The organism is Campylobacter showae CC57C, from assembly GCF_000344295.2.
GTDB classification, from domain to species: domain Bacteria; phylum Campylobacterota; class Campylobacteria; order Campylobacterales; family Campylobacteraceae; genus Campylobacter_A; species Campylobacter_A showae_B.
The window spans coordinates 1-24317 of record NZ_AOTD01000257.1 but is presented as its reverse complement, the minus strand read 5'-3'; the positions used below and the strand labels follow the sequence as shown (position 1 = coordinate 24317).

Below are 24317 nucleotides of genomic sequence, written 5' to 3'. Positions count from 1 at the left end.
CAACCCCAAAAATCATCTCAAAATACTTCGGCTTCTTTTTGTATCAAATTTTACCAATGCGTAAATCGAAGTATCGTGAGGTGGATTTAAATATTGTGCAGAAAATTTTGGGCAAGGCTAGACGTATAGTCTGCCGCCGCCTCAAAATTTCAAACTCATTTAAAGACGCTCGCGAGACGATATTTATTTTTCTTTTTCTCGCAGCCTTAACCCTAGCTCCCTTAACTGCTCCGCGCTAGCTTCGCTAGGCGCCTTGGTTAGCGGGCACTGGGCGCGCTGAGTCTTAGGGAAGGCGATGACGTCGCGGATCGAGCTGGTTTTGTTTACTAGCATATTTAGCCTATCAAAGCCGATCGCGATACCGCCGTGCGGAGGCGCACCAAAGCTTAACGCGTCGAGCAAGAAGCCAAATTTCTCGCGTTGCTCAGCTTCGTCGATACCAAGTAGCTTAAATACCTTTTGCTGAACGTCGTTTTTGTGGATTCTCACGCTACCACCGCCAAGCTCATAGCCGTTAAGCACGACGTCGTGAGCGACCGAGAGGATGTCCTCGAGATCAGGCTCGTCAATGTTTTTAGGCATAGTAAACGGATGGTGCATAGCTGAGTAGCTGCCGTCGTCGTTTTGCTCAAACATCGGGAAGTCAAGCACCCATAAAAACTCCATTTTGTTTTGGTCGATGATGCCCATTTGCTCGGCGAGGAAAATCCTAAATCGTCCCATGTAGTCAAGCACGACTTTTTTCTTGCCGGCACCGAAAAATACGACGTCGCCCACTTTTAGCTCGCAGCGCTCTACGATCTCGTCGAGGTCGCTTTGCTCGAAAAATTTGCAAAGCGGTCCTTTTAGCCCGTCCTCTTTCATCTGGAAGTAGCCAAGGCCTTGAGCGCCGAATTTGCGGACGAATTCCTCAAAACGGTTCATCTCGCGCTTGCTAAAGATATTATCGCCGTTTGGCACTTTTAGCGCTTTGATGCGGTTTTTCTTAGGTTCGGTTGCGATTTTGCTAAAGATTTCATTGCTAGAGCGCGCGAAAATGTCGATAACGTCGATCATCTTTAGATCGTAGCGCAAGTCGGGCTTATCGCTACCGTAGCTTTCTGTCGCCTCTTTGTAGCTCATGCGTCGGAAGGGGATTTGGATATCGTATCCGCATGCGGCAAATACGTCTTTTAGCATATTTTCGGCCATATTTAGGATATCTTCTTGCTCGATGAAGCTCATCTCGATATCTATCTGCGTAAATTCGGGCTGTCTATCGGCGCGCAAGTCCTCGTCGCGGAAGCATTTTGCGATCTGGAAATATTTATCAAAGCCGGAGCACATCAAAAGCTGCTTAAAAAGCTGCGGACTTTGCGGCAGGGCATAAAACTGGCCCGGATATACGCGGCTAGGCACTAGATAGTCTCTCGCGCCTTCAGGCGTAGCGCGCGTTAAAATCGGCGTTTCAAACTCGATAAAGCCCATTTTATCTAGGCTGTTTCTAGCTGCGATCGCCGCTTTTGAACGCATTTTAAAGATATTTTGAAGTTTCTCGTTTCTAAGATCCAAAAATCTATATTTCAGTCTGATGTCCTCGTTTACGCTCTCGTCGCCGATGACGAAAGGTAGCGTCTCGCTCGGGTTTTCTACTATCACTTCGTTTGCGACTACTTCGATCTCGCCCGTTTTTAGGCGCGGATTTACTAGGCCTTCGCCGCGAGCGCGGACTTTGCCTTTTATCCTTAGAACGTACTCGTCGCGAACATGCGATGCCGCCTCGTGAGAGCTCTTGCTGTCTGCAGGATCGCAGACGATCTGGATCAGTCCCGTGCGATCGCGCAGGTCCAAAAATATAACGCCGCCGTGGTCGCGGTAGGTGTTTACCCAGCCGCAAAGCGTAACTTCTTTGCCTATGTCGGCACTGCTTAAATCAGTGCAGTAATGGCTACGCATTTTCACTCCTTTTGCTGTTTTTAACGCGCCCATTATACTAGAAATTTGCTTTTTCCCAGCTTTTTTAAAACAAAATGTGATAAAATCCGCTCTATGAAAAAAGAGAATTTATTACTTCCGGCTAAGGTAAAAAAAGTCGGTCTAGTCGCAAAAATCAATGCAAATTTAGTTAAAAACGCGCGAATTTTGCACGAAATTTTAGCTCGCTACGGCGTTCAAATTTTGTTTGAAAATGCGGTGGCTAAACATTTAAATTTAAAAGAGGGCTCAAATTTACAAGGACTTGAGGTTTGCGAGATAGCGCATGAGTGCGATTTTTTGATTTCGCTGGGAGGCGACGGCACGATCATTTCGCTTTGCAGAAACGCGGCCGAGATTTCGCCATATGTGCTAGGTATTCACGCGGGCAGGCTGGGATTTTTGACCGATATCACGATGAATGAATGCGAGAAATTTTTCGCCGAGTTTTTCGAGGGCAAATTTGAGATCGAAACTCCTTTTATGCTTGACGTTTTTTTGCACAAAAAAAGCGGCGAAATTTTACGCAAAATCGCATTTAACGACGCGGTAATCGTGGGCGAAAAGGTGGGCTCTATGACGCACGTGGAGGCCTTTTGGAACGAAAAATACTTTAACGCGTATTTTGGCGACGGCGTCATCGTCTCTACGCCCGTTGGATCAACCGGATACAACATGAGTGCGGGCGGAGCGATAACATATCCTCTAAGCGAGGTGTTTTTGGTGACGCCCGTTTGCTCACACTCGCTCACGCAGCGCCCGGTCGTGCTTCCGCGCGGATTTGAGATCAAATTTAAAACTTCAAGCGCTGCGGTGCTGGTTATCGACGGACAGGAGCGGTATAAAATGGGCGAGCTTGAGAGCGTGAGTATGACGCTAAGCGCGAGCACGGCGCGGCTAATCCGCCACGTCGGGAGAGATTATTTTCAAATTTTAAAAGAAAAGCTGCATTGGGGTTATAATGATTGAGCGGATTTTGATAAAGCAAAATTTGAGTTTTGAAAACGTCGAGTTAAATTTCGGGCGCGGACTTAGCGTCTTTACGGGCGTGAGTGGTGCTGGCAAATCAGTCCTGATGGGCTCGATAATGGCTGTTTTAGGGCTAAAAGATAGCGAGGCAAAGCTGATCGAGGCCGACGTCTCGCATAAATTTAACCTTGAGGAATTTGGCCTAGAGAGCGAGGAGATAAATACCTTTAAACTTTTTCGCGACAAAACGACGCGGTACTTTATAAACTCGCAAGCCGTTTCTAAAAAAAACCTAGCCAGCATCGCTAAAGAGCACGTAAAATACCTATCCGCAAAGGAAATAAACGAATTTGAAAACGAGAGATTTTTAAATTTGCTTGATACCTTGCAAGCGAAAAAAGACGCTAAATTTAACGAAACGCTTAGCGAATTTAGGCTCAAATTTGACGAATTTAGCCAAATTTCTCGCGAGCTAAAAAAAATAATCGACGAAGAAAAAAGAGTGGAGGAGCTAAAAGAATTTGCCTCCTTTGAAATTAATAAAATAGAAAGCGTGAGCCCGAAAATCGGCGAATTTGACGAGCTAATGGAGCTAAAAAAGCGCCTGAGTAAAAAGGATAAAATTTTAGAAGCGTGGAATAGGGCGGAGCAAATTTTTAATTTCGAGCAATCCGTAGTGGACGCGCTAAACATCAGCGACATTGACAGCAGCTTTTTTGAAGAGGCGATGAACGAGCTGCGAGTAGCGCGCGAAAATCTAAACATGGACGAGCTAGAAGACGTGGATATCGAGGGCGTGTTAGACCGCATCGAGGCGATAAACTCGCTCGTGCGTCGCTACGGCGGCGAGGAGGAGGCTCTGGCGACGCTAAAAACGCGCAAAGCCGAGCTAGCTAGATACGAAAATATAAGCTTTGAAAAAAGCGAGCTGGAGCGTAAATTTAAGCAAAACGAAACTGCGGTAAACGCGCTGGCAGATAAAATCAGCCAAGCTCGCGCGGCAAATTTAAAAGAGCTTGAGTCGCTCATAAATTCATTTCTAAAAGAGCTTTATATGAGCGAGATTTCATTAAAGATAAATAGCAAAACCCTAGACTTCGCCGGCAGGGACGAGGTAAATTTAAGCCTAAACGACACGGCGCTAAAAAATCTAAGCTCGGGCGAGCTAAACCGCTTAAGACTAGCTTTTATCGCGAGTGAAAGCAAGATCACCGGAGGCGGCGAGGGCGTCATCATCCTAGATGAAATAGACGCGAATCTAAGCGGAAAAGAGGCGATGAGCATCGCAAACGTGCTGCTAAATTTGGCTGAATTTTATCAAATTTTTGCTATCTCGCATCAGCCACAGCTTAGCTCTAAAGCCGATTCGCATTTTCTAGTAGAAAAGCGCGGCGAAACCTCGAACGTAAGGGAGCTAAAAAACGAGGAGCGCGTGAATGAGCTGGCTCGTATGATAAGTGGCGAACGCATAACTGAGGAAGCGATAAATTTTGCTCGCCAGCTTTTGGTTGTTTAAGTTTGGCTTAAAATTTAGGTTGAAAAAAGAAAAGTAATGGTATATTTGAAAAAATTTTTTAACGAGAATAGATGGAAAAAAATAAAATTTTAATAGTAGAAGACAACAAAGCGCTAGCTAGACTGATCGCCAAAAAGATGGAAGATAAAGTCGAGATGGAGATCGATGTGGCGTACACTATGGCTGAAGCGCAAGCTTTTTTAAGCGATCCGAAAGAGTATTTTATCGCGCTGCTTGATCTAAATTTACCCGACGCTCCAAACGGCGAAATCGTGGACTACGTCATCTCAAAAGGACTGCCTAGCATTGTGTTAACGGGTAGCATGGATGACGCAACCAGGGAGAGTTTTATCCATAAAGATATCGTGGATTACGTCTATAAGGGCAATATGGATGATATAAATTATATATTTAAGATAATAAATCGCCTCAGCAAAAATAGACAATATAAAGTAATGGTTGCCGAGGATTCGGCGCCTTTTAGAAATAATCTTAAAAAAATCCTAACTAGTCTTCAGTTTCAAGTATTTACCGCTGCTCACGGCGAGGAGGCGATGAGTTATTTCGCCGATAATCCCGACATGAAACTTATTCTGTGCGACTATAGGATGCCCGTAAAAGACGGCCTTGAGGTGCTAAAAGAGATAAGAGCAGCGGGCGATAAAAATCAAATCGGCGTTTTGATGATGACGAGTCCGAGCGAAAACGTAAATGGCGCGATCTTTTTGAAAAACGGAGCGAATGATTTTATCGCTAAACCTTTTGTAAAAGAAGAGCTTATTTGCAGGGTAAATAATCTAATCGAAGCGATGGAAAACATAAATCAAATCGCCGATTTTGCCAATAAGGACTTCCTGACGGGCGTTTATAATAGAAGGTACTTTTACGACGATATGAACGAATACTTAGCCTACGCCGAGGAGCGCGCCGAGCCTTATGCGGTGGCGATGCTGGATATCGATCATTTTAAACAGATAAACGATACGTACGGTCATGACGGCGGCGATAGGGCGTTAAAGACGCTAGCCAAAAAGCTGATCGACGAGACTAAAAAAGGCGATTTGGTAGCGAGATTTGGCGGGGAAGAATTTTGTATCGTGCTAAAAAACGTCTCGCATGAAGAGGCGGTTAAATTTTTCGTAAATTTAAGAGCTAGCATCGCAAACTGCAAGGTGCGACTAAAAAAAGAGCAGATAAAATTTACTGTCTCTATCGGAGTGGCCTTTAGTAGGAGCGATTATAGATTAGATGAGCTTTTGGAGCTTGCCGACGAGGCTCTTTACAGAGCGAAAGAAAACGGGCGAAATAGGGTAGAAATAGCATGATGATAATAGACACTCACTGTCATTTGGACGATGAAAGCTTTGATAACGATCTCGCAAAAGTTATCGCAAATGCCCGAGAAAACGGTGTCGGCGGAGTGCTGATACCGGGTGCTGATATTAATGATTTACCAAAAGCGGCTAAAATAACCCGCGAATTTGAAAATGTATTTTTTGCCGTCGGAGTTCATCCGTATGATAAGGATGGATTTGACAAGGACATGCTTTGTAAATTTGCAAAAGACGAAAAGTGCGTTGCCGTTGGCGAGTGCGGGCTTGATTACTTCCGCTTGCCTAAGGACGAAAACGAAAAAGAGCTTGAAAAAGCGGAACAAAAGCGCGTATTTAGAGCGCAGCTTGATATGGCGATAGAGTTAAATTTGCCGGTTATTTTGCATATTAGAGATGCAAACGAAGATAGTTTTAATATCTTAAAAGAGTATGCAAGTAGATTGGTTGGAGCGGTTTTGCACTGCTATAACGCTTCGCCTTTGCTTCTAGAGCTTGCAAAAATGGGCGAATTTTACTTTGGCATCGGTGGGGTTTTAACCTTTAAAAATGCAAAAAATTTGGTTCAAATTTTGCCCCAAATCCCGCGAGATAGGTTGCTACTTGAAACCGATGCGCCGTATCTGACGCCCGAGCCCTTTAGGGGGCGCAGAAACGAGCCTGCTTTTACGCGATTGGTCGCAGTAAAGATGGCTGAGATTTTAAATTTAAAAGAAGAAGAGGTAATGGAAATAACAACGAAAAACGCGAAGAAAATCTTTATGAAATTTAACACGTAATCAAGGAGAAAAATGAAAATCTTTAGAGTAATAATGCTGTGTTTGGCATGTACGGGGTGGCTTTTCGCAACCGCGGCTAGCAACGACGCAGAGCAAACCCAAAAGATGATATTAAAAGAGTTCGACATAGACGCTAAATTTTTACAAAGCTCTCACTACGCTTCTATAAAAAATTCCATCAAGGACGGTAAGAGAAAAGAGTTTACCAATACCGTCAAAAACGGCTACAAACACATCCCGATGCTTCAAAAGATGATAAAGGACTCAGGTATCCCGGAGTCGTTTTTATATCTTGCTATGACTGAGTCCGGGTTTTCAAATAACATAGTTTCCAGCAAAAATGCCATCGGGATTTGGCAGTTTATGGAGTCTACGGCAAAGCTTTACGGCCTTAGGGTCGATAAGTATACCGATGAGCGAAAAGACCCCATGGCAGCTACTGCTGCAGCAACAAAATATCTACAAAGCCTAAAAAACGACTTTGGCAAATGGTATCTTGCGATGATGGCCTATAACTGTGGCGAAGCAAGGCTAAGAGAGGGCATCAGGAAGGCTGGAACTACCGATCTAGCTACACTACTAGACGATAAAAAAAGCTATATCCCAAAAGAGACGAAAAGATTCGTCAAGAAAATTTTAACCATAGCGCACATAGCTAAAGAGCAGGAAAATTTGCTTGCTAAAACTCAGGCTCTAAGCGGTACGAACGGCATAGAGTTATCAAAGATAGACGTCCCGGGCGGCACAACGCTGATGGAGGTCGGAGACAGCATAGGACTTAGCCTAAAAAAGATGAAAGAATACAATATGCATCTAAAATTCGTCTATACTCCGCCGACGGAAAAGCCTTATTATCTCTATATTCCATCAAACAAAAAGAAAATGTTCAGCGATAACTTCGAGGCGGCACAAAATAGAAAATTTGAGATTTATACCGTCAAAGAAAGCGACACGCTGCTAACTATAGCCCAAAAAACAGGCGTAAATCATAAAATCATAAAAGAGTACAACGACCTTGCCTCAAGCGAGATCAAGCCTAACCAAAAACTAGTCATACCAAGCGAGCAAAACGTCAACTACCTAGCCGAATACATGGTAAAAAGCGGCGATACTCTCGGAGAAGTTTCACAGAAATTTGACGTAGCGCTTGAGGATATAAAAGAAGCCAATACGCTTATGAGCTCAAACAGCTCGATCGGAGCCAAACTTGCCGCAACCGAGTAGGGCTAAATTTATATTTTTTAGTCTATTTTTCGTATTTTTTATGAGCGGTTGCTCATTTTTGACTTCGCCGTTTGGCGGGATCACCGGTAGCGGCGGTACAAAAAAAAGCGGCAAGATAAATAGCCCAAAGGGCATGCATGAAGCAACCATGCGCCCATACACCATAAACGGTAAAACTTACTATCCAACCGTCGTAAAAGTCGGCGATAGAGCTAGCGGTATAGCCAGCTGGTACGGTCCGGATTTTCACGGTAAAAAGACGTCAAACGGAGAGACATATGATATGCATGCTATGACGGCGGCGCACAAGACTCTACCGATGAATACGATGGTGCGCGTGACAAATATAAAAAACGGCAAAAATATAATCGTACGCATAAATGACCGCGGTCCTTTTGTGGCAGGGCGCGTGATAGATTTGTCAAAAACGGGCGCGGTTAAGCTTGATGTATTTAACGCTGGCACAGCCCCTGTTTTACTAGAGGTCGTCGGCTTTAACGGCAATGTCGGCGGCGGAGCGGTCGTAGCGTTCTCGCAGTCTAGTTCAAAACAACCTATCGGCTCGCAAAAACCGGGCACTCAGACTAAAGCGCAACCACAGCAGCAACAAACTTTCGTTGGCGGTATTTTTATGGTGCAAATCGGCGCATTTAAAAACTTAAGCGGCGCAAATGCCTTTAAGCAGCAGCACACGGGACAATACGGCAACGGCTCTTATGATACCGTTATAAAGTCCTACGAGCTTGACGGCGGTAAAATTTACAGAGTATTTATAAGTGGCTTTAGGAGCGAAGAGGAAGCAAAAGACTTCATAAGCGCAGGGCACATCTCTGGCGCATTTTTCGTGAGGGAATAAAATGCAAAGAAAGACAAAAGAGACGGATATTAGCCTAGAGCTTGAAATTTACGGTAGCGGTAAAGCCGAGATAAACACGGGCATAGGATTTTTCGATCATATGCTTGAAGCTTTTTGCAAGCATGCGCTTTTTGATATGAAGCTTGTTTGCAAGGGCGATTTGCACGTAGATTTTCATCATAGCGTAGAGGACGTGGGTATCGTTATCGGACAGGCTTTGCGCGAGAAAATTTATCCGCTTAGCGGAGTCGAGAGATTTGGCGAAGCGACGGTGGTAATGGACGAGGCGGCGGTAAACTGCGCCCTTGATCTTTCAAACCGCCCGTTTTTGGTATACGAAAGTATAAATGGAGGCAAAGTAGGCGAATTTGACGTAGAGCTGGCGAATGAATTTTTCCAGGCTCTGGCTTTTAATGCCGCGATTACGCTGCATATCGCTAAAATCCGCGGACGAAACTCTCATCATATTTTGGAGGCTAGCTTTAAGGCCTGCGCCGTCGCGCTAAGAAGAGCTTTAGCTAAAAACTCCAGAGTCGGCGTACCTAGCACGAAAGGCGTGCTATGATAGAGATTATATTTTTAGACGTCGACGGCTGTCTAACCGACGGCAAGATCGTCTATAGCCCAAACGGCGACGAGCTTAAATTTTTTGACGTCAAGGATGGATATGCTATCGAGAGCTGGCTAAAGCTCGGGAAAAAAGTCGCGATCATCACGGGCAGAAGCTCGCCTATCGTCGAAAAAAGGGCACAGGATCTAAAGATAACGCACGTCTATCAAGGCGTTAGCGATAAATTTGCAACCGCAAAAAAGATACTGGAATTTGAAGGGCTGGAGTTTGAAAATGCTGCGGCTATAGGCGACGATTACAACGACTACAAGCTACTAAAAAGCGTCGGATGGAGCTTTAAGCCAAAAAATGCGATAAAAGAGCTTGAAGTAAGAACGAGGCTCAGCTGTAAAGGCGGCAACGGCGCGGTGCGCGAGATGATAGAGATACTTATCCGCAGCGAGGGCTTAATGCAAGAGTGGGCTAAGCGTTGGTTATAAGGATTTTTTACTTAGTCGTTAGCATTTTTAGCGTGGCGATGGTTTATTTGGCGATTGAGGAGCCTTACTATAGCGATCTTTTAAGCGGCGGCTATGTAAGCGCAAGCATGCAGATGAGTGCGGTCACGGACTACGAGATGAACGCCACTATGGTAAACGCCAGATATGAAGCCGATACATGCAATAGATATGAAGATAGAGACGAGTGTTTAAAATTTAAAGGTGTAGCGATAAGGGGCGACAAAGAGCATAACATTAGTTCAGATGAGGCGATTTATCAAGAGGATTTATTGAAATTTAAAAATAATGTTAGGTACATAAACAACGAAAATCTTAAATTTGTATCCAATGAAGTCACTTATGATATAAAGAAAAAAATAGCCATCAGTAACACCCCGTTCGTTATGACTCAAAGTGGGGATAAAATTACCGGCAATAGTTTAATTTATGATTTAAATTTAAAAACAACTAAAATAAAAGGATTTCAAGGATGGATAGAGCAAGAAAGGCGATAGGAACTCTGCTGGTATTTTGCTTTTTACCGCTGTTTGCTGAGCAGGTAGAGGTTAACGCCGATAATTTCTTTGCCGACGAGAGTAAATTTATGGGTGAATTTAGCGGCAAAGTAAAAATCACCAAAGGTAAAGACGTGCTAATGGCGGATAAGGTTATTATTTATTTTGACGCCAAGAAAAATCCAACCAAATACGTCGCTTCTGGCAACGCCAAATTTAGAGTATTTATCAAAAATAAAACATACGACGGTAGCGGTAGCGAGCTTGTTTACGAACCTGCGCCGAATTTATATACGATAAACGGCAACGGATTTTTACACGAGATAGAGAGCGATAAAAAAGTCTACGGCGAAAAGATTACCGTCAATCAAAACAGCGGCACGTATAACGTAAACAGCGGTAAAAAAGAGCCGGTCAAATTTATATTCCAGGTTGAGGACAAAAAGTGATCCGCGTTTTAAACGCAAAATTTCTTATCTCGGCGCCCGACATCTCGCTGGCTCCACCCGCAAACTCTAGCGAAGTAGCGTTTCTGGGGCGCTCAAACGTGGGCAAAAGTAGCCTAATAAACGTTCTCGTAAACCAAAAAAGCCTAGCCAAAAGCAGCTCCACGCCGGGCAAAACGCGCCTCATAAATTTTTTCGAGGTCGAGTATGCGCGCGGCATCAAAAACGGGCAAGGCGAGCTAAGCGAGGAGAGGGCAAATTTGACCTTCGTTGATTTGCCGGGCTTTGGATACGCCAAAGTTGCCAAAAGCATGCATGCGCAGTGGAGAAAAAATCTTGACGAATATCTAAAATTTAGAGCCAACATCAAGCTTTTCGTGCATCTCATCGACTCGCGCCAGTTTGATATGCAGATAGATAAAGACGTAAACGACTATTTGCAAAGCTTCTTGCGCCCCGATCAAAAGATTTTAAATTTCCTCACAAAATCAGACAAGCTAAATCAAAGCCAAAAAAGCGCGGTTTTAAAGGTCTATCCGGGCGCACATTTCGTTTCGGCACTTAAAAAAACAGGCGTAGAAAAGGCAAACGAGCTTATATATCTAAACGCGCTGGGGCTGTAATGAAATCAAAAAGCCGCAGGCAAATTTTGGCATTTTTACCATCAAATTTTCTAGCTAAATTTACAAATTTAAGCGACTCCAAGGCTAAATTTGCAAATTTAGTTAAAAACCTCTAACTATGCGAACGAGTGCGGCGATGCGAAGACTTGGCGCGGAGAAGCGATTTTTAAAGCAGCTTGCTTGGGTTGCTTTTCTTGTGTTTTATCAGAGCATAACGACCGTATTTACGTATCTGCCGCCTCTTATTGGGATATTTTTTACTTATATGATCACGCTAACCTTGCAAAAACAAAAGACGCTCAAGGAGTTTGGCAAGGAGTGGTATTTTTGTCTATTTTACCTCACTTTTGCCGAGCAGGCGCACGGGTTTGCGCTGTTTTCGGCGGTGATTGCGTTTATGCTTTTTTATCATTTTATGTCCGACTGGCTCATCGTTACGCTAAAATCAAGAGAGCTTTTGGCGGTCGGATTCGTCGCTAGCGGCTACGTTTGGACCTGCGCGACGAGCTCTTTTATCTCTTATGTGGCAAATTTACCGATGCTAAAATTTGACTACGAATACCTGATCTACGTCGGCGTGGAGTCCGTTTTAGCGGTAATTTTGTTTAGGGGGCGCTTATGAGGATGCGCATAGTCTTTGGCATTATATTTAGCGTCTGGGTGCTTTTGCTGGTGCGCGTTTATTACCTTAGCGTCAAATCAAACGATTTTTATGAGGAGATCGCCGAGCAAAATGCGGTAAAAACGCAGTATCTAGCTCCCGTCAGGGGGCTGATTTTAGACGCCAAAGGTCGCCCGATGGCGGTAAATCGCCTCGGTTTTTCCGTCGCGTTAAAGCCGCACTTAAGCGGCAAGAGGGCGGAAATTTTAGACACCGAGCTTGCAAATTTGCAAAATTTATTCGAGGACTTAAACATCACAAAACTAAAGCGTGAATACGTCAAGGCTGACTCCCCTTATAATCAAGATTTTATTCAGATTATCGATTTTATTGATTACGACAAGATGATACCGCGTATAGCCGGACTATCGCTACGAGAAAATTTGGAGGTCAAACCGGCATCCAAGCGCCACTATCCCTACAATAACCTAGCCTCTCACATCATCGGCTACGTCGGCCGCGCAAATCAGCAAGACGTCGAGTCCGATCCCGTCGCAAAGCTAACCAATCACACGGGTAGAAGCGGCACGGAGCGCTTTTATAACTCCGTCTTGCAGGGGCAAGAGGGCGTACGAAAGGTAAAAGTAAATGCGCTAAATCAGGAGGTCGAGGAGATATCCGTGAGCTACCCACAAAGCTCGGACATCTCGCTCACGATCGACCTTGAGATGCAAAAATACATAGAGGAAATTTTCGGCGATAACGCGGGCGTTATCATCGTGATGGACGTAAGGGACGGCTCGATACTGGCTGCTGGCAGCTTCCCAGAGTATGATTTAAACCCGTTCGTTACGGGGCTATCGCAGGCTAAGTGGGACGAGCTCGTTAAAAGCATTGATCATCCATTCACAAACAAACTCGTAAACGGCCTTTATCCGCCGGGCTCGGTTATAAAAATGGGCGTGGCGATGGCGTTTTTAGATACTGGCAAGATGAACCGCTCCGATGGGTATTTTTGCTCGGGCTCATTTGAGCTTGGGGGGCGAAATTTTCGCTGCTGGAACGTCTACGGACACGGCTTTATGGATATGAATTCGGCCATCCGCGAGAGCTGCGACGATTATTTTTATAAAGGCAGCTTAAAAGTCGGCATAGACGCCATTTCGCCGGTTTTAGAGCGGCTGGGTTTCGGGCAGAAAAGCGGAGTGGATCTGCCTAACGAATTTGTCGGTATCGTGCCCGGACGCGAGTGGAAGATACAAAAATACGCTCAGCCGTGGTATCAGGGCGAGACGCTCATTACTTCGATTGGGCAGGGCAACTTCCTAGTGACGCCGATGCAGGTGGTGCGCTATACGGGCATACTAGCGACGGGTAAAAATATCGTTCCGCATTTTTTACGCAGCGTAAACGGCGAGGAGGTTAAATTTGAGCCTGCCGATGATATCCTCACGCCGTTTGAGAAAAAGCAGCTACCGTACGTCCAAAGAGCGATGTACGAGGTCGTAAATCACAAAAAAGGCACAGCGCATAAGTATTTTAAAGAGGCAAAACTCACGCTAGCGGCAAAAACGGGTACCGCACAGGTTGTGGGTATCTCGCAGGCCGAAAAAAAGCGTATGAAAGAAGAGGACATGGAGTATTTGCGCCGCTCGCACGCATGGGTCACGACCTACGGGCCGTACGAAGAGCCTAGATATGCCGTTACCGTTATCATTGAGCACGGCGGACACGGCGGTCTGGCTGCCGGACCTCTCACGGCTAAAATTTTTAACAAGCTTCTTGAAATGGGTTATATCGATAAAAAATACGAAATCACTTCGCTGGCAGATACCGAAGCTGCACAAAAGAAGAAAAATTAAAATTCCGCGTTTAAATTCGGCGTTAAATGATGTCAAATTTGATCAAATTTCTAAAATTCTAGCGGATTATTCGCGAAGTAAAATTTGAGTTAAATTTACAAAACCGGCAAGCCGAATTTATCCCTCAAACATCTCCGAAAGCTCGTTTGTAGAGATATTTACGATTTTATTATTTGCGTCTAGTTCGATCAAATTTTGGGTTTTAAATTTCGCCAAGATCCTTGAAAAGGTCTCTGGAGTGATGTTTAGGATGGAGGCGATTTTGATATGTTTTAGCTCATTAAAAAGGTCGGCGTGGTTAACGAGAAAGCTTGCGACCTTGGCCTCGGAGTTTAGCACGAGCTCTTGATGTATCAGCTCGCTTGCGATTTTTAGCTTTTGTGAGAGCGATTTGATGATTTGCAGCGATACGCGCGGATTTGATAAAAACTCGGCGTAAAATTTATCGTAGTCGATTTTTAGCACCTCACCGCCTGTTAAAAATATCGCCGTCGCCGGAAATTTGATATTTTCAAAGTTGGCAAGCTCTGCTACGAAGCTAATTCCGTTAAACTGATGCATAAAAATCTCTTTGCCTTTGGGGCCGATTTTATAGAGCTTGAGAGAGCCTTTTATGAGGAGGTGGAGCCACTTTGACTCCTCGCCCTCCATAAATAAAAACTCACCCTTTTTATACTTTTTTAGGATGCTGATATCTTCTAGCCTTTTTAGCTCGGCCTCGTTTAGCCCCTGAAAAAACGGGATTTGCTCTAGCATTTGCCGTTCTTATTTATTTTTTAAAAGATCTCTGATCTCGGTTAGAAGCGCGACGTCCGCAGGTATCGGCGCAGGCTCTTCGGCTTTTGGCTCCTCTGCTTTTGGTTTTTTGAGCGAATTTATAGCTTTAACGACGCAGAAAATGCAAAACGCGATAATCGTAAAATCGACCATCGTTTGTATAAACGAGCCGTAGTTTACGGTTACGGCAGCCGTATCGCCGACCGCGTCTTTTAGTGTAAATTTTAAATCCGTAAAATTTACGCCACCGGTTAGTACGCCTACGATTGGCATGATAACGTCGCCCACTAGCGAGCTAACGATCTTGCCAAAGGCGCCTCCGATTACGACACCCACAGCCATGTCGATGACGTTACCGCGCATCGCGAATTCTTTAAATTCCTTAACGAAACTCATGTTTTTCCTTTGCATTTTAAAATTAGATATCAATTATATTTATTTTAGCTTCACAAAAGATAAAAAAGCCAAGTTAAATGCTTAAAATGCTATAATCGCCCCTAAAAATCAATAAGGAAACAAAAATGTATCGTTTTGCGCCGTCGCCGACAGGCGATATGCATCTGGGAAATTTAAGGGTTGCGATCCTAAACTACGTCTGTTCGCTCCAGGATAAAAGCGGCTTTATCATCCGCATCGAGGATACCGATAGGGAGCGCAATATCCCTGGAAAAGATAAGGAAATTTTGGAAATTTTGGAGCTTTTTGGCATCAAATGGGACACGCTTTATTATCAGAGTAAAAATTTGAAATTTCACCGCGAATTTGCGGCAAAGCTTTTGATAGATAAAAAGGCTTTTTCGTGCTTTTGCACCGAAAGCGAGCTAGAAGCTAAAAAAGAAGCCGCAAAGGCTAGAGGCGAAGCCTACCGCTACGACGGAACTTGCGAGCACCTAAGTGATAATGAAGTGCTAAACAACCAAAAACCTTTCGTCGTGCGTATGAAAAAACCGCTAAGCACGATGAAATTTAAAGACGCGATAAAGGGCGAGATAAGTTTCGAGCCTGAAAACGTCGATAGTTTTGTGATTATGCGGGCTGATTTTACACCGACTTATAACTTCGCCTGCGCGGTCGATGATATGCTAGAGGGCGTTACGTTCGTCATCCGCGGCGAGGATCACGTCAGCAACACGCCAAAGCAAGACCTAATCCGCGAAGGCCTAGGCTATACGCAAAAGATAAACTACGCTCACCTGCCTATCATCCTAAACGTAGAGGGCAAAAAAATGAGCAAACGCGAGAACGAAAGTAGCGTAAAATGGCTGCTCTCGCAAGGCTTTATGCCAGAAGCCATCGCAAACTACATCGTTTCTCTTGGTTACAAGGCGCCGGTTGAAATCTTTACGATCGAGGAGGCGGCGCAGTGGTTTGATATCTCGAAGGTTTCGGCGTCTCCGGCCAAATTTGACGTCAAGCAGCTTGAGCACATCAACCGCGAGCATATAAAAAGAGCAAGCGACGAGCGACTAGCCGCGCTAATTGGCATAAAACCAGAATTTGCCGCGATAGCTAGATTTTACACTCAAGAAAGCAGCCTGCTAACCGAGATAAAGGCCAAGGTCGATGCAATTTTCGCGACCAAATTTATCCCAGATGAGTTTAAGGCGGGTTGCGAGGCGATAAAAGCCGCCGCAACTTCGTTAAATTTGAGCGAATTTGATGAATTTAACGAGCTAAAAAAAGCTCTCATGGACGTGACAGGCCTAAAAGGCAAAGGCTTTTTTATGCCGCTTAGGATTTTGCTCACGGGTGCCGAACACGGCCCTGAGCTTAGCGAGCTATATCCGCTCATCAAACCGTATCTAAAGGAAATTTTACTATGATATTTTCGGTATTTTTAGAAGCAGTCGGCAGTATCTTGCGTATCATTATCAGCGCCTACACGTGGATCATTATAGGCGCCGCGATCATAAGCTGGGTGCGCCCCGATCCCTATAATCCCATCGTGCAGCTGCTCCACCGCCTCACCGAGCCCGTCTATGCCGCTATCCGCCGCGTGATACCGACGGTTTTTGGCGGTATAGATATAGCGCCTATTATCGTGCTTTTGTCGCTTCAGTTTATAGATAGATTTTTCGTAAGGCTTATGTTTGCGTACGCTGCTTAAATTTATCCTGCCCGCGATTTTTGCGGCGGCGGCATTTGGCGGAGTTAAGAGTTTTGAGGAGATAAAAGACGAGCCTAGGGGGCTTGCCAAGGATTACTACTTTTACCGCCTTTTAACCGAAGGTGACTACACCAAGGAGCAGGTGCAAATTTTAAACAAAGACGTCTTTCGCCGAGTGGGCGTACTGGCAAAGAAACTGGCTGAGATTTTGCCGCCCAAAAAAGTAAAAAGCGAGTGCGACGGCGTAAGCGCGAAAAATATCCTAGATGCAAACGTAACCTGCCAAAAACAGCGCCTCAGAGTACCTTTTATGATGAAGCTAAAAAAGGAGACGAGACAAAAGCTGGCGGATAAATTTAAAGACTCCGATCCGCTTCTTTACCGCCGCTTGAGCGCGCTAAACGAAAAGCACCCTGAGGATAAATTTGCCAAATTTAACGATACGGACGCGTTTTTGGTTTATTTTAACCAGTCCTCGCACAAGGATAAATTCGACAAGGCATTTGACGCAAATTTTATAAATTCGCTCGCGACGAAAAAGGAATTTCACGCTCTGGCAAACGATTTGATAATCGATAAAAAATCGGCTAAATTTAGACAAAATTTTCTAGCGATAAAAGAAACTGAGCTTGAGGGCAAGGATGCCTTTATGCTCGGCATAAACGCGGTTTTGTTAAATTCGCCAAAAGACGCGGCGAGGTTTTTTACTAGAGCCGAGGCTGCCTTTGATAGGCAAGACCGAAAGGATAACGCAGTATTTTGGCTATATCTGCTGAGTAAGGACAGAAGCTATCTTGATAAGCTAAATCAAAGCCGCGACGTAAATATCTATACCCTATACGCAAACGAACTAACGGGTGCAAGTCCCGCCGTAAACATCGTCACTCCGACGCCTACCAAAGAAAAGGTGGCTAACTACGATATAAAAGATCCGTTTTTATGGCAAAAGACGTTTAAAATGATAAAAGAGATGAGCGCCGAGGATGCCGCAAAACACTCCGAGACTTTTAACACCAAAGAGACGCTAGGTCAGTACGCCTACCTGATGGAAAAGGCAAGCGGCTACAAAGATAGTTACTTCGTCATGCCGTTTGTTGACGAGCTAGAGGACGTAAACGCGACTAGAAAAGCGCTTCTTTATGCGATCGGCAGGCAAGAAAGCCGCTTTATCCCAGCCGTCATCTCGACCTCTTATGCGCTTGGTATGATGCAGTTTATGCCGTTTTTGGCTAACCATATCGGCAAAAAAGAGCTGCAAATCCCAAATTTCGACCAAGACGACATGTTTGATCCGCGCCTTGCGCTAAAATTTGCAGATCATCATCTAAATTATTTGGAGAAATACCTCTACCATCCGCTTTTTGTTGCTTACGCGTATAACGGCGGTATAGGCTTTACTAAGAAAATGCTTCAGCGAGGCGACCTTTTTAACGAGGGCGAGTATGAGCCGTTTTTATCCATGGAGCTAGTGCCCTTTGCCGAGAGCCGAGACTACGGCAAAAAGGTGCTCGCAAACTATATTATTTACCTAGGGATTGTCCGTTCCAGTACATCGATTTCGACACTTTTTGAAAGCTTAAAGACGCCTTCTTTGACGGATAAATTTCGAAATCAAGATTGATTTTATCGCTTGAGATTTCTGGTGTACTGACCTCAAAATACTGAGCCCACGGCACCTCAAAGCTCACTTTTTCTAAAAGCGGATCGTTGGCGGTCAGGCGTCTAACCATGATGCCTCGCTGCGAGCCGTTTGCGCTAAAGCTCTCGTCTAAAATTTTAGCTTCTTTGGGATGCACGGCCACGACGAATTTCTCTCTTTTTTGTTCATCGATTAGCTCGCTATAGATTGGGTTTAGATAGGTTGCTACGATTAGGATATTCGTATCGGCATCTATGATCTCAGACTTGCTTGTGTAGGCTAAAAGTTCGTTTTTTAACGGTTCGTGGATATATTTTTTATCCGCGCATCCGACTAGCGCCAACATAAAACTTAAAAAAAATACGCTCTTTTTCATTTTAAAAACCTCGCTAAATTTGGCCTTATTTTAGATAAATTTTGCTTTTAAAAAGCCTAAATTTGCTATAATCCGCGTAAATTTCAAAAATTCGGAGAAAAATGAAAAAAGCGGCGATGGCGTTTTCCGGACCTTCAAATAGCGGTAAAACCACGCTTATTTTAAAGGTTGCTAAAAAATTTATCGATGACGGACTAAAAGTCGTGATCATCAAGCACGACCCGGGCGACAAGGCGAGATTTGACGTCGAGGGCAAGGATAGCTATAAATTTGCTCAAATAGGCGCCGAGGTCGCGGTCATGAGTCCGACGCGCACGACCTTTTTCTCGCAGGAGAGCAAGAGCGTGGACGACGTCGTGGCTATGGCGGGTGAGTTTGATTTGCTACTAGTCGAGGGCTTAAAGACTCTGCCGCTTCCGCGCATTAGCGTATTTAAGGATGAGATAAACGAGGATTATCTTAGCTTTTCAAACGCGATCGCAAGCTATCAAAAAGACTACATCATAGACAAGCCAAACTTCGATCTAGACGACACGCAGGCCATCTGCGAGTGGATACTAAAAAATGCAAAGGTGTTAAAATGAACGAAATTTTCGAAACGATTAAAAAGATCGCCGTAAAAATCGGCGAAGAGATAAAGTACGCCGATCTAGGCTACACTGATCACGCTAACGCCACGGGCGATACGCAGCTAAAGCTAGACGTGAGAAGCGACGAGATCATCACGGCGGAGTTTTCAAATTTAGCCTACGTAAAAGCGCTCGTTAGCGAAGAAAAAGAGGATATGCTGGCGCTAAACGAGAGCTCGAAATTTATCGTCGCCTACGATCCGCTAGACGGCTCTAGCCTAGTGGATGTAAATTTTTCCATCGGCTCGATTTTTTGCATTTTCGAAAATGAGCTAACGCCGCAAAATCTAAAAGCCGCAGCCTACGTCGTTTACGGCCCGCGTCTGGAGCTCGTGCTTTGCGAGGAGGGGACGGCTCCGGTGCTTTACCGCCTTGGCAGGGACGGCGAGTTTAAATTTATCAAAAATCTAGCGCTTGCGCAAAAAGGCAAACTAAACGCCACGGGTGCTATGCAAAAGGGCTGGAGCGAAACTCACGCTAAATTTATCCGCGAGCTGTTTTTGCAGGGGTATCGCCTCAGATACTCGGGCGCCATGGTGAGCGACCTGCATCAAATTTTACTAAAAGGCGGCGGGCTGTTTAGTTATCCTGCCACGACGGATGCGCCAAAGGGCAAGCTAAGAGCGCTATTTGAGGTGCTACCGTTTGCATTTATCTACGAGCGCGCGGGCGGTGCGACTAGCGACGGATACTTGGCAACGCTTTTTGATATGAAAGTGGAAAAAATCCACCAAACCACGCCTTGCTTTTTTGGCTCCAAAGACGAGATAAATTTACTGCATAAATTTTACGGAAGCGCGAAATGAGCGAGCATGTCGTGGAGCATGACGTAGCTCAGAAGGACGAATTTGAGCTGGAGCTTGATCGCCAAAGAGAAATTTTACAAGCTTGTCAGCGCGAAAAGGGGCTAAACTCGTGCTTTATCTGCGAGGCGATGTTTGAGTGCAAAACCCGCAAAAACTATGTAGATGCCGTATATAGCTCGATGTCTAAAGGCGACGGCGGCGGATTTGATTTTTAAATTTAAAAAGGAAAGATATGAACACGACTTATATTACGACTCCGATTTATTACGTAAACGACGTGCCGCACATCGGACACGCCTACACGACCGTGATCGCGGATACGATGGCGAGATTTGCGAGGCTAAAGGGCGATGATACGTATTTTATGACTGGTACCGACGAGCACGGGCAAAAGATCGAGCAAGCCGCCGCAAAAAAGGGCTACACGCCGCAAGCCTACGCCGATGAGATAAGCGCGAAATTTAGGGAGCTGTGGGATAAATTTGAGATCAGCTACGATCATTTTATCCGCACGACCGATGACTATCATAAGCTTACGGCGCAAAACGCATTTCTTAAAATGTATCAAAAAGGCGATATCTACAAGGGCGAGTACGAAGGGTACTACTGCGTTAGCTGCGAGAGTTTTTTTACGCAGACGCAGCTTTTAGAGGATGAGAGGTGTCCGGACTGCGGCAGGCCGACAAATTTGGTCAAAGAGGAGAGCTATTTTTTCAAACTATCAAAATACCAAGATGCGCTGCTAAAATGGTACGAGGAGAACGAGGACTGTATCGTGCCGCGCGGCAAGAAAAACGAGGTCGTGAGCTTCGTAAAAGGCGGTCTGCGCGACCTCTCGATCACGCGCACGAGCTTTGAGTGGGGTATCAAGCTGCCTGCGAGCCTAAACGAGCCAAGACACGTGATGTATGTCTGGCTGGACGCGCTCATCAACTACCTTAGCACGCTTGGCTACACGCGCGGCGATGATAAGATGAACTACTGGAAGGGTGCTACGCATGTCGTGGGCAAGGATATTTTGCGCTTTCACGCAGTTTACTGGCCGGCCTTTTTGATGAGCCTTGATCTGCCTCTGCCTCGCTGCGTCGCAGCTCACGGCTGGTGGACGAGAGACGGCGAAAAGATGAGCAAAAGTAAAGGCAACGTCATCAACCCAAGCGAGGTCGCAGACGCGTACGGGCTGGAAAATTTCCGCTACTTTATGCTACGCGAAGTGCCGTTTGGGCAGGACGGCGACTTTTCGCAAAAAGCGATGATCGAGCGCATAAACTCCGAGCTTAGCAATGATCTTGGCAATCTTTTAAGCCGTATAGTGGGCATGAGCGAAAAATACTCGGACTTTGAGATAAATGGCGAAAATTTACGCAAATTTTACGGCGAGGTTTTAGATAGCGGTAACGAATACCTGCAAAACGCTATCAAAAATTTAGAGAGTTTCGCCACAAACCGCTACCTCGAGGAGCTCTTTAAGGCGCTAACGCTTGCAAACGCGAGCATAGCTAAGTTTGAGCCGTGGAACCTAATGAAAAACGGCAAAAAAGACGAAGCAAACGCGCTCGTGTCGCTGTGCGCGAACCTGCTGGCTCGCGTGGCCGTCTTGTTAAGCCCCGCGATGCCAAAAACCTGCGAAAAGATCGCGCAGACGCTAGGCTTTGAGATCTCGACGGCTACTTATAAAAAAATCATTCTAAACAACGAAATTTTGGACTTCAAAGCGCAAAAAACGCAGCCGCTTTTCCCAAAAATCGAAAAAGAGCTGATGGCTACCGCGGTACCGAGCGTGAGCGAACCGGTCAAAACCGCCGCCGCGCCGCAAGAAAAATCGGACGCGAAGATAAAAATCGACGACTTTAAAAAATGCGTCATAAAAGTAGGCACCGTGCTTGAGTGCTCAAATATCGAAGGCAGCGAGAAGCTGCTTAAATTTAAGATCGATCTGGGCGAAGAGCAGCCGCGTCAAATTTTATCGGGCATAGCCAAATTTTACGCTCCGGCGGATCTCGTCGGCAAGCAGGTCTGCGTACTGGCAAACCTAAAACCGGCTAAAATTTTCGGTCACATATCAGAGGGCATGATCCTTAGCGCCGAGGACGGGTCGCTGTGCCTCATCGCGCCTATGGCTGCGGTCAAAAACGGCTCAGAAATAGGCTAAAACGGCGTGAATATCGAAAACCTAAGGCGCCTCATCAACGGCGAAGCGCTAAACAAGCCAAGCGTCAGCGCCGTAGAGGGCTTTGCGTTTGAGAGCAAGAACGTGCGCCAGGGCTATGCTTACATCGGGCTTGGAACCGGCGCGGACGAGATAGCCGCGGCTGTCGCAAACGGCGCCTATGCCGTGCTCGTCGAGCAAAGATGCGAGGTTATCGATCCAGAGGTCGCTTTTATCAAGGTCGATAGCCTCAGCGCCGCGCTGATGCGGCTAATGCGCTTTGAGGCCAGCTACAAAAATCTCAAATTTTGCTCTGTTAATCCCGTACAAAAGGCCTTGCTCTCGCGCATGAGTCTGGGTAAAAACGCTGATGGCAACGCAGCCGGCTTGCTGCCAGAGGATGCGACGCGGCTTTTTATAAGGATAATGAAAGCGGGTGCGGAGGATCTATTTTTCACGGACGATCTTAAAATTTTATCCAAGATCGCGCCGCTATACGACACCGTTTTTAGCGACGTAGACGCGGTTTGTGCGCAGGGCGGCTCGCTGTTTGCCTCGAGTGTCGTTTGCGAGGGCGTTTACTATCCAAACTTAAATTTCCCAAAAGTTTTCACGCACTATCTTTGCGGACTTTTAAAGTATTTGATCCGCGCGGGCTTTTCTTTTAAGCTTGGCGACACGCGAAATTTAGGGCATTTTGAGCCCGTTTTTATAAATAAAAATTTTCGCGTCGTTCCTTTTGGTGCGAGCTCTCAGGCTTTTATCGCAGAGAGCGACGATGAGCTTTTTGATATGGAAGCGGCATTTTTAGCGCGAAATTTTAGCGGCGGCATCGAGATCTGTGTGCCTGAGGATTTTGCGGAAAGCGCGGCGGCTACGATGAGGTTTAAGGATCTTGCCGAGCTAAAAAATCTTTCAAATTTTCACTACGCGCTCGTTAAATGCCAAAAAGAGGAGCTTGAGGCGATGCTAAATTTGAGCTCGCCAGAACCTGATTTGTTCGGCGAAATTTTATAAAAAGCTCAAATTTGGCGCTGAGCTTGACGGCTTTATCTACTGCAAATTTAGCCTAATCTTTGAAGCTATCCGCTTTATAATCGCAAATTTGCCGTTAAATTTGACGGGCAAAAATGCTTAATCCAAATTCCTACAAAGCGTGCCGTGGCTTTGGTGTATGTGGTTAGCGTAACGACGCAAATGTGAGCGCATTTGCAATAAAATGTTTTATTTTTGGCTGATCTTGAAGCAAACGCCCGTCGTACATAATCCATAAACCAGCCGCCGCGATCAAATTTGACGAACAAAAACGGCCGTAGAACTGCGGGCGCGTTTTGACGGGTAAATTTGCTAAATTTGCACACAGATCCATACGCGGCAAATTTCACTTCAAATTTACGTACTTTATCCTGTCTTTTTCGCCTGCAAGCTCAAATCCTCTCAGTCTTAGGCGGCAGCTGTCGCATTCGCCGCAGGCCTCGTCCTCGCGCTCGTAGCAGCTCCATGTTAGCTCTAGCGGTGAGCCAGCCTCCAGCGACTTGCGCACGATGTCAGCCTTGCTTAAATTTACTAGCGGCGTGACGATTCGCAGACTAAAGTCCTTTGAGGTGCCGGCATTTACGGCGCTTTCTATTTTGGCGATAAAGTCCGCCGTACAGTCGGGGTAGCCCGAGCCGTCCTCCTCGACGATGCCGATATATAGCGCCTGCGCGCCTTCTTTTTCGGCTAGCGCGGCGGCGATGCTGATAAAGATGCCGTTACGAAACGGCACGTAGGTGCTAGGAGTGTCGGCTTTGGCACCGTCTTTGCGGATGGCGAGGCTCTCGTCCGTTAGTGCGTTACCGCCGATGTCTGCTATGAAATGAGCGTCTAAATTTACCTTTTTTAGCGCGCCGATACGCTCGCAGATCTGCTCAAACGCTATCTTTTCGCGCTTCATCGTGCGCTGCCCGTAGTCAAAATGCAGCGCGATGATCTCGTAGCCTGCGCGCTTGGCGAGGACGGCGCAAAGGGTGCTGTCCATGCCGCCGCTCATTATGCAAACTGCTTTCTTTACCATTTTTATCCTTTTCTTGTTTGCTCGTCTTTTTGGTTTATACTTCGTTGGATTTA

Annotated in this window: 26 protein-coding genes; 21 read left to right on the top strand and 5 right to left on the bottom strand. The window is 45.6% G+C overall.

Annotation, left to right across the window (positions count from 1 at the left end; translation table 11 throughout):
- Positions 1-183: 183 nt before the first annotated feature.
- On the bottom strand, positions 184-1935 hold the full coding sequence (aspS, locus tag H740_RS10560) for an aspartate--tRNA ligase (RefSeq protein WP_002953751.1): 1752 nt from the start codon (positions 1933-1935) through the stop codon (positions 184-186).
- A 93-nt stretch (positions 1936-2028) separates the two neighbouring features.
- On the opposite strand from aspS, the gene H740_RS10555 reads away from it, so the two are divergent.
- From H740_RS10555 to mrdA, 13 genes are all read left to right on the top strand, one after another.
- Positions 2029-2922, top strand: a complete 894-nt coding sequence (locus tag H740_RS10555; protein ID WP_034958035.1) for an NAD(+) kinase — start codon at positions 2029-2031, stop codon at positions 2920-2922.
- The gene (locus H740_RS10550; protein ID WP_002953749.1) at positions 2915-4438 is read left to right on the top strand and encodes an AAA family ATPase; all 1524 of its coding nucleotides are present in this window, start codon (positions 2915-2917) and stop codon (positions 4436-4438) included. Before H740_RS10555 ends, H740_RS10550 begins: the two co-directional genes overlap by 8 nt.
- A gap of 71 nt (positions 4439-4509) precedes the next feature.
- Positions 4510-5763, top strand: coding sequence for a diguanylate cyclase (locus H740_RS10545; protein ID WP_002953748.1), 1254 nt, complete (start codon positions 4510-4512; stop codon positions 5761-5763).
- On the top strand, positions 5763-6548 hold the full coding sequence (locus H740_RS10540; protein ID WP_034958032.1) for a TatD family hydrolase: 786 nt from the start codon (positions 5763-5765) through the stop codon (positions 6546-6548). Before H740_RS10545 ends, H740_RS10540 begins: the two co-directional genes overlap by 1 nt.
- Before the next feature lie 12 nt (positions 6549-6560).
- The gene (locus H740_RS10535; protein WP_002953746.1) at positions 6561-7772 is read left to right on the top strand and encodes a lytic transglycosylase domain-containing protein; all 1212 of its coding nucleotides are present in this window, start codon (positions 6561-6563) and stop codon (positions 7770-7772) included.
- Positions 7756-8628 carry a septal ring lytic transglycosylase RlpA family protein gene (locus tag H740_RS10530; RefSeq protein WP_002953745.1) on the top strand — a complete coding sequence of 291 codons (873 nt, stop codon included), beginning with the start codon at positions 7756-7758 and terminating at the stop codon, positions 8626-8628. Before H740_RS10535 ends, H740_RS10530 begins: the two co-directional genes overlap by 17 nt.
- Before the next feature lies 1 nt (position 8629).
- On the top strand, positions 8630-9193 hold the full coding sequence (hisB, locus tag H740_RS10525) for an imidazoleglycerol-phosphate dehydratase HisB (protein ID WP_002953744.1): 564 nt from the start codon (positions 8630-8632) through the stop codon (positions 9191-9193).
- Positions 9190-9678: a KdsC family phosphatase gene (locus tag H740_RS10520; RefSeq protein WP_002953742.1), complete on the top strand. Its 489-nt coding sequence runs from the start codon at positions 9190-9192 to the stop codon at positions 9676-9678. Before hisB ends, H740_RS10520 begins: the two co-directional genes overlap by 4 nt.
- Positions 9669-10193, top strand: a complete 525-nt coding sequence (gene lptC / locus H740_RS10515) for an LPS export ABC transporter periplasmic protein LptC (protein ID WP_002953740.1) — start codon at positions 9669-9671, stop codon at positions 10191-10193. The genes H740_RS10520 and lptC overlap by 10 nt, the downstream gene beginning before the upstream one ends.
- The gene (lptA, locus tag H740_RS10510) at positions 10169-10642 is read left to right on the top strand and encodes a lipopolysaccharide transport periplasmic protein LptA (RefSeq protein WP_002953739.1); all 474 of its coding nucleotides are present in this window, start codon (positions 10169-10171) and stop codon (positions 10640-10642) included. The genes lptC and lptA overlap by 25 nt, the downstream gene beginning before the upstream one ends.
- Positions 10639-11262 carry a ribosome biogenesis GTP-binding protein YihA/YsxC gene (yihA, locus tag H740_RS10505; RefSeq protein ID WP_002953738.1) on the top strand — a complete coding sequence of 208 codons (624 nt, stop codon included), beginning with the start codon at positions 10639-10641 and terminating at the stop codon, positions 11260-11262. Before lptA ends, yihA begins: the two co-directional genes overlap by 4 nt.
- Positions 11263-11398: 136 nt before the next feature.
- A complete protein-coding gene (locus H740_RS10500) occupies positions 11399-11884 on the top strand; it encodes a hypothetical protein (RefSeq protein ID WP_002953737.1) in 486 nt (161 codons plus the stop codon).
- Entirely contained in the window at positions 11881-13725 is a 1845-nt protein-coding gene (gene mrdA, locus H740_RS10495) for a penicillin-binding protein 2 (RefSeq protein ID WP_002953736.1), read from the top strand. Before H740_RS10500 ends, mrdA begins: the two co-directional genes overlap by 4 nt.
- A 117-nt stretch (positions 13726-13842) precedes the next feature.
- Here the strand turns inward: mrdA and H740_RS10490 are convergent, their stop codons facing one another.
- Positions 13843-14481 carry a Crp/Fnr family transcriptional regulator gene (locus tag H740_RS10490; RefSeq protein WP_002953735.1) on the bottom strand — a complete coding sequence of 213 codons (639 nt, stop codon included), beginning with the start codon at positions 14479-14481 and terminating at the stop codon, positions 13843-13845.
- A gap of 9 nt (positions 14482-14490) precedes the next feature.
- The gene (mscL, locus tag H740_RS10485; protein ID WP_002953734.1) at positions 14491-14898 is read right to left on the bottom strand and encodes a large-conductance mechanosensitive channel protein MscL; all 408 of its coding nucleotides are present in this window, start codon (positions 14896-14898) and stop codon (positions 14491-14493) included.
- A 125-nt stretch (positions 14899-15023) separates the two neighbouring features.
- Between mscL and gltX the strand changes: the two genes are divergently transcribed.
- From gltX to H740_RS10470, 3 genes are read left to right on the top strand one after another with little or no spacing between them, the layout of a single operon-like run.
- Positions 15024-16325: a glutamate--tRNA ligase gene (gene gltX, locus H740_RS10480; protein ID WP_002953732.1), complete on the top strand. Its 1302-nt coding sequence runs from the start codon at positions 15024-15026 to the stop codon at positions 16323-16325.
- Entirely contained in the window at positions 16322-16609 is a 288-nt protein-coding gene (locus tag H740_RS10475) for a YggT family protein (protein ID WP_002953731.1), read from the top strand. Before gltX ends, H740_RS10475 begins: the two co-directional genes overlap by 4 nt.
- On the top strand, positions 16593-18230 hold the full coding sequence (locus H740_RS10470; protein WP_002953730.1) for a lytic transglycosylase domain-containing protein: 1638 nt from the start codon (positions 16593-16595) through the stop codon (positions 18228-18230). Before H740_RS10475 ends, H740_RS10470 begins: the two co-directional genes overlap by 17 nt.
- Here the strand turns inward: H740_RS10470 and H740_RS10465 are convergent.
- On the bottom strand, positions 18130-18624 hold the full coding sequence (locus H740_RS10465) for a hypothetical protein (RefSeq protein ID WP_034958022.1): 495 nt from the start codon (positions 18622-18624) through the stop codon (positions 18130-18132). The two genes, H740_RS10470 and H740_RS10465, sit on opposite strands and share 101 nt — an antisense overlap.
- A gap of 101 nt (positions 18625-18725) precedes the next feature.
- Between H740_RS10465 and mobB the strand changes: the two genes are divergently transcribed.
- From mobB to H740_RS10440, 5 genes are read left to right on the top strand one after another with little or no spacing between them, the layout of a single operon-like run.
- The gene (mobB, locus tag H740_RS10460) at positions 18726-19208 is read left to right on the top strand and encodes a molybdopterin-guanine dinucleotide biosynthesis protein B (RefSeq protein ID WP_002953728.1); all 483 of its coding nucleotides are present in this window, start codon (positions 18726-18728) and stop codon (positions 19206-19208) included.
- Positions 19205-20059 (top strand): class 1 fructose-bisphosphatase, encoded by an 855-nt coding sequence (locus H740_RS10455; protein WP_002953727.1) that lies wholly within the window; start codon positions 19205-19207, stop codon positions 20057-20059. The genes mobB and H740_RS10455 overlap by 4 nt, the downstream gene beginning before the upstream one ends.
- On the top strand, positions 20056-20274 hold the full coding sequence (locus tag H740_RS10450) for a hypothetical protein (protein WP_002953726.1): 219 nt from the start codon (positions 20056-20058) through the stop codon (positions 20272-20274). Before H740_RS10455 ends, H740_RS10450 begins: the two co-directional genes overlap by 4 nt.
- A 17-nt stretch (positions 20275-20291) precedes the next feature.
- Positions 20292-22211, top strand: coding sequence for a methionine--tRNA ligase (gene metG, locus H740_RS10445; RefSeq protein WP_002953725.1), 1920 nt, complete (start codon positions 20292-20294; stop codon positions 22209-22211).
- A gap of 6 nt (positions 22212-22217) precedes the next feature.
- Entirely contained in the window at positions 22218-23225 is a 1008-nt protein-coding gene (locus H740_RS10440) for a hypothetical protein (RefSeq protein ID WP_002953724.1), read from the top strand.
- A 364-nt stretch (positions 23226-23589) separates the two neighbouring features.
- Here the strand turns inward: H740_RS10440 and queC are convergent, their stop codons facing one another.
- Positions 23590-24264 (bottom strand): 7-cyano-7-deazaguanine synthase QueC, encoded by a 675-nt coding sequence (gene queC / locus H740_RS10435; protein WP_034958021.1) that lies wholly within the window; start codon positions 24262-24264, stop codon positions 23590-23592.
- Between the last annotated feature and the right edge of the window lie 53 nt (positions 24265-24317).

What these genes read in the sequence shown, in the direction of transcription:
- aspS (WP_002953751.1), bottom strand. Translation starts at nt 1,935, where the DNA reads ATGCGTAGCCATTACTGCACTGATTTAAGCAGTGCCGACATAGGCAAA.
- H740_RS10555 (WP_034958035.1), top strand. Translation starts at nt 2,029, where the DNA reads ATGAAAAAAGAGAATTTATTACTTCCGGCTAAGGTAAAAAAAGTCGGT.
- H740_RS10550 (WP_002953749.1), top strand. Translation starts at nt 2,915, where the DNA reads ATGATTGAGCGGATTTTGATAAAGCAAAATTTGAGTTTTGAAAACGTC.
- H740_RS10545 (WP_002953748.1), top strand. Translation starts at nt 4,510, where the DNA reads ATGGAAAAAAATAAAATTTTAATAGTAGAAGACAACAAAGCGCTAGCT.
- H740_RS10540 (WP_034958032.1), top strand. Translation starts at nt 5,763, where the DNA reads ATGATAATAGACACTCACTGTCATTTGGACGATGAAAGCTTTGATAAC.
- H740_RS10535 (WP_002953746.1), top strand. Translation starts at nt 6,561, where the DNA reads ATGAAAATCTTTAGAGTAATAATGCTGTGTTTGGCATGTACGGGGTGG.
- hisB (WP_002953744.1), top strand. Translation starts at nt 8,630, where the DNA reads ATGCAAAGAAAGACAAAAGAGACGGATATTAGCCTAGAGCTTGAAATT.
- H740_RS10520 (WP_002953742.1), top strand. Translation starts at nt 9,190, where the DNA reads ATGATAGAGATTATATTTTTAGACGTCGACGGCTGTCTAACCGACGGC.
- lptA (WP_002953739.1), top strand. Translation starts at nt 10,169, where the DNA reads ATGGATAGAGCAAGAAAGGCGATAGGAACTCTGCTGGTATTTTGCTTT.
- H740_RS10500 (WP_002953737.1), top strand. Translation starts at nt 11,399, where the DNA reads ATGCGAAGACTTGGCGCGGAGAAGCGATTTTTAAAGCAGCTTGCTTGG.
- mrdA (WP_002953736.1), top strand. Translation starts at nt 11,881, where the DNA reads ATGAGGATGCGCATAGTCTTTGGCATTATATTTAGCGTCTGGGTGCTT.
- H740_RS10490 (WP_002953735.1), bottom strand. Translation starts at nt 14,481, where the DNA reads ATGCTAGAGCAAATCCCGTTTTTTCAGGGGCTAAACGAGGCCGAGCTA.
- mscL (WP_002953734.1), bottom strand. Translation starts at nt 14,898, where the DNA reads ATGAGTTTCGTTAAGGAATTTAAAGAATTCGCGATGCGCGGTAACGTC.
- gltX (WP_002953732.1), top strand. Translation starts at nt 15,024, where the DNA reads ATGTATCGTTTTGCGCCGTCGCCGACAGGCGATATGCATCTGGGAAAT.
- H740_RS10475 (WP_002953731.1), top strand. Translation starts at nt 16,322, where the DNA reads ATGATATTTTCGGTATTTTTAGAAGCAGTCGGCAGTATCTTGCGTATC.
- H740_RS10465 (WP_034958022.1), bottom strand. Translation starts at nt 18,624, where the DNA reads ATGAAAAAGAGCGTATTTTTTTTAAGTTTTATGTTGGCGCTAGTCGGA.
- mobB (WP_002953728.1), top strand. Translation starts at nt 18,726, where the DNA reads ATGAAAAAAGCGGCGATGGCGTTTTCCGGACCTTCAAATAGCGGTAAA.
- H740_RS10455 (WP_002953727.1), top strand. Translation starts at nt 19,205, where the DNA reads ATGAACGAAATTTTCGAAACGATTAAAAAGATCGCCGTAAAAATCGGC.
- H740_RS10450 (WP_002953726.1), top strand. Translation starts at nt 20,056, where the DNA reads ATGAGCGAGCATGTCGTGGAGCATGACGTAGCTCAGAAGGACGAATTT.
- metG (WP_002953725.1), top strand. Translation starts at nt 20,292, where the DNA reads ATGAACACGACTTATATTACGACTCCGATTTATTACGTAAACGACGTG.
- queC (WP_034958021.1), bottom strand. Translation starts at nt 24,264, where the DNA reads ATGGTAAAGAAAGCAGTTTGCATAATGAGCGGCGGCATGGACAGCACC.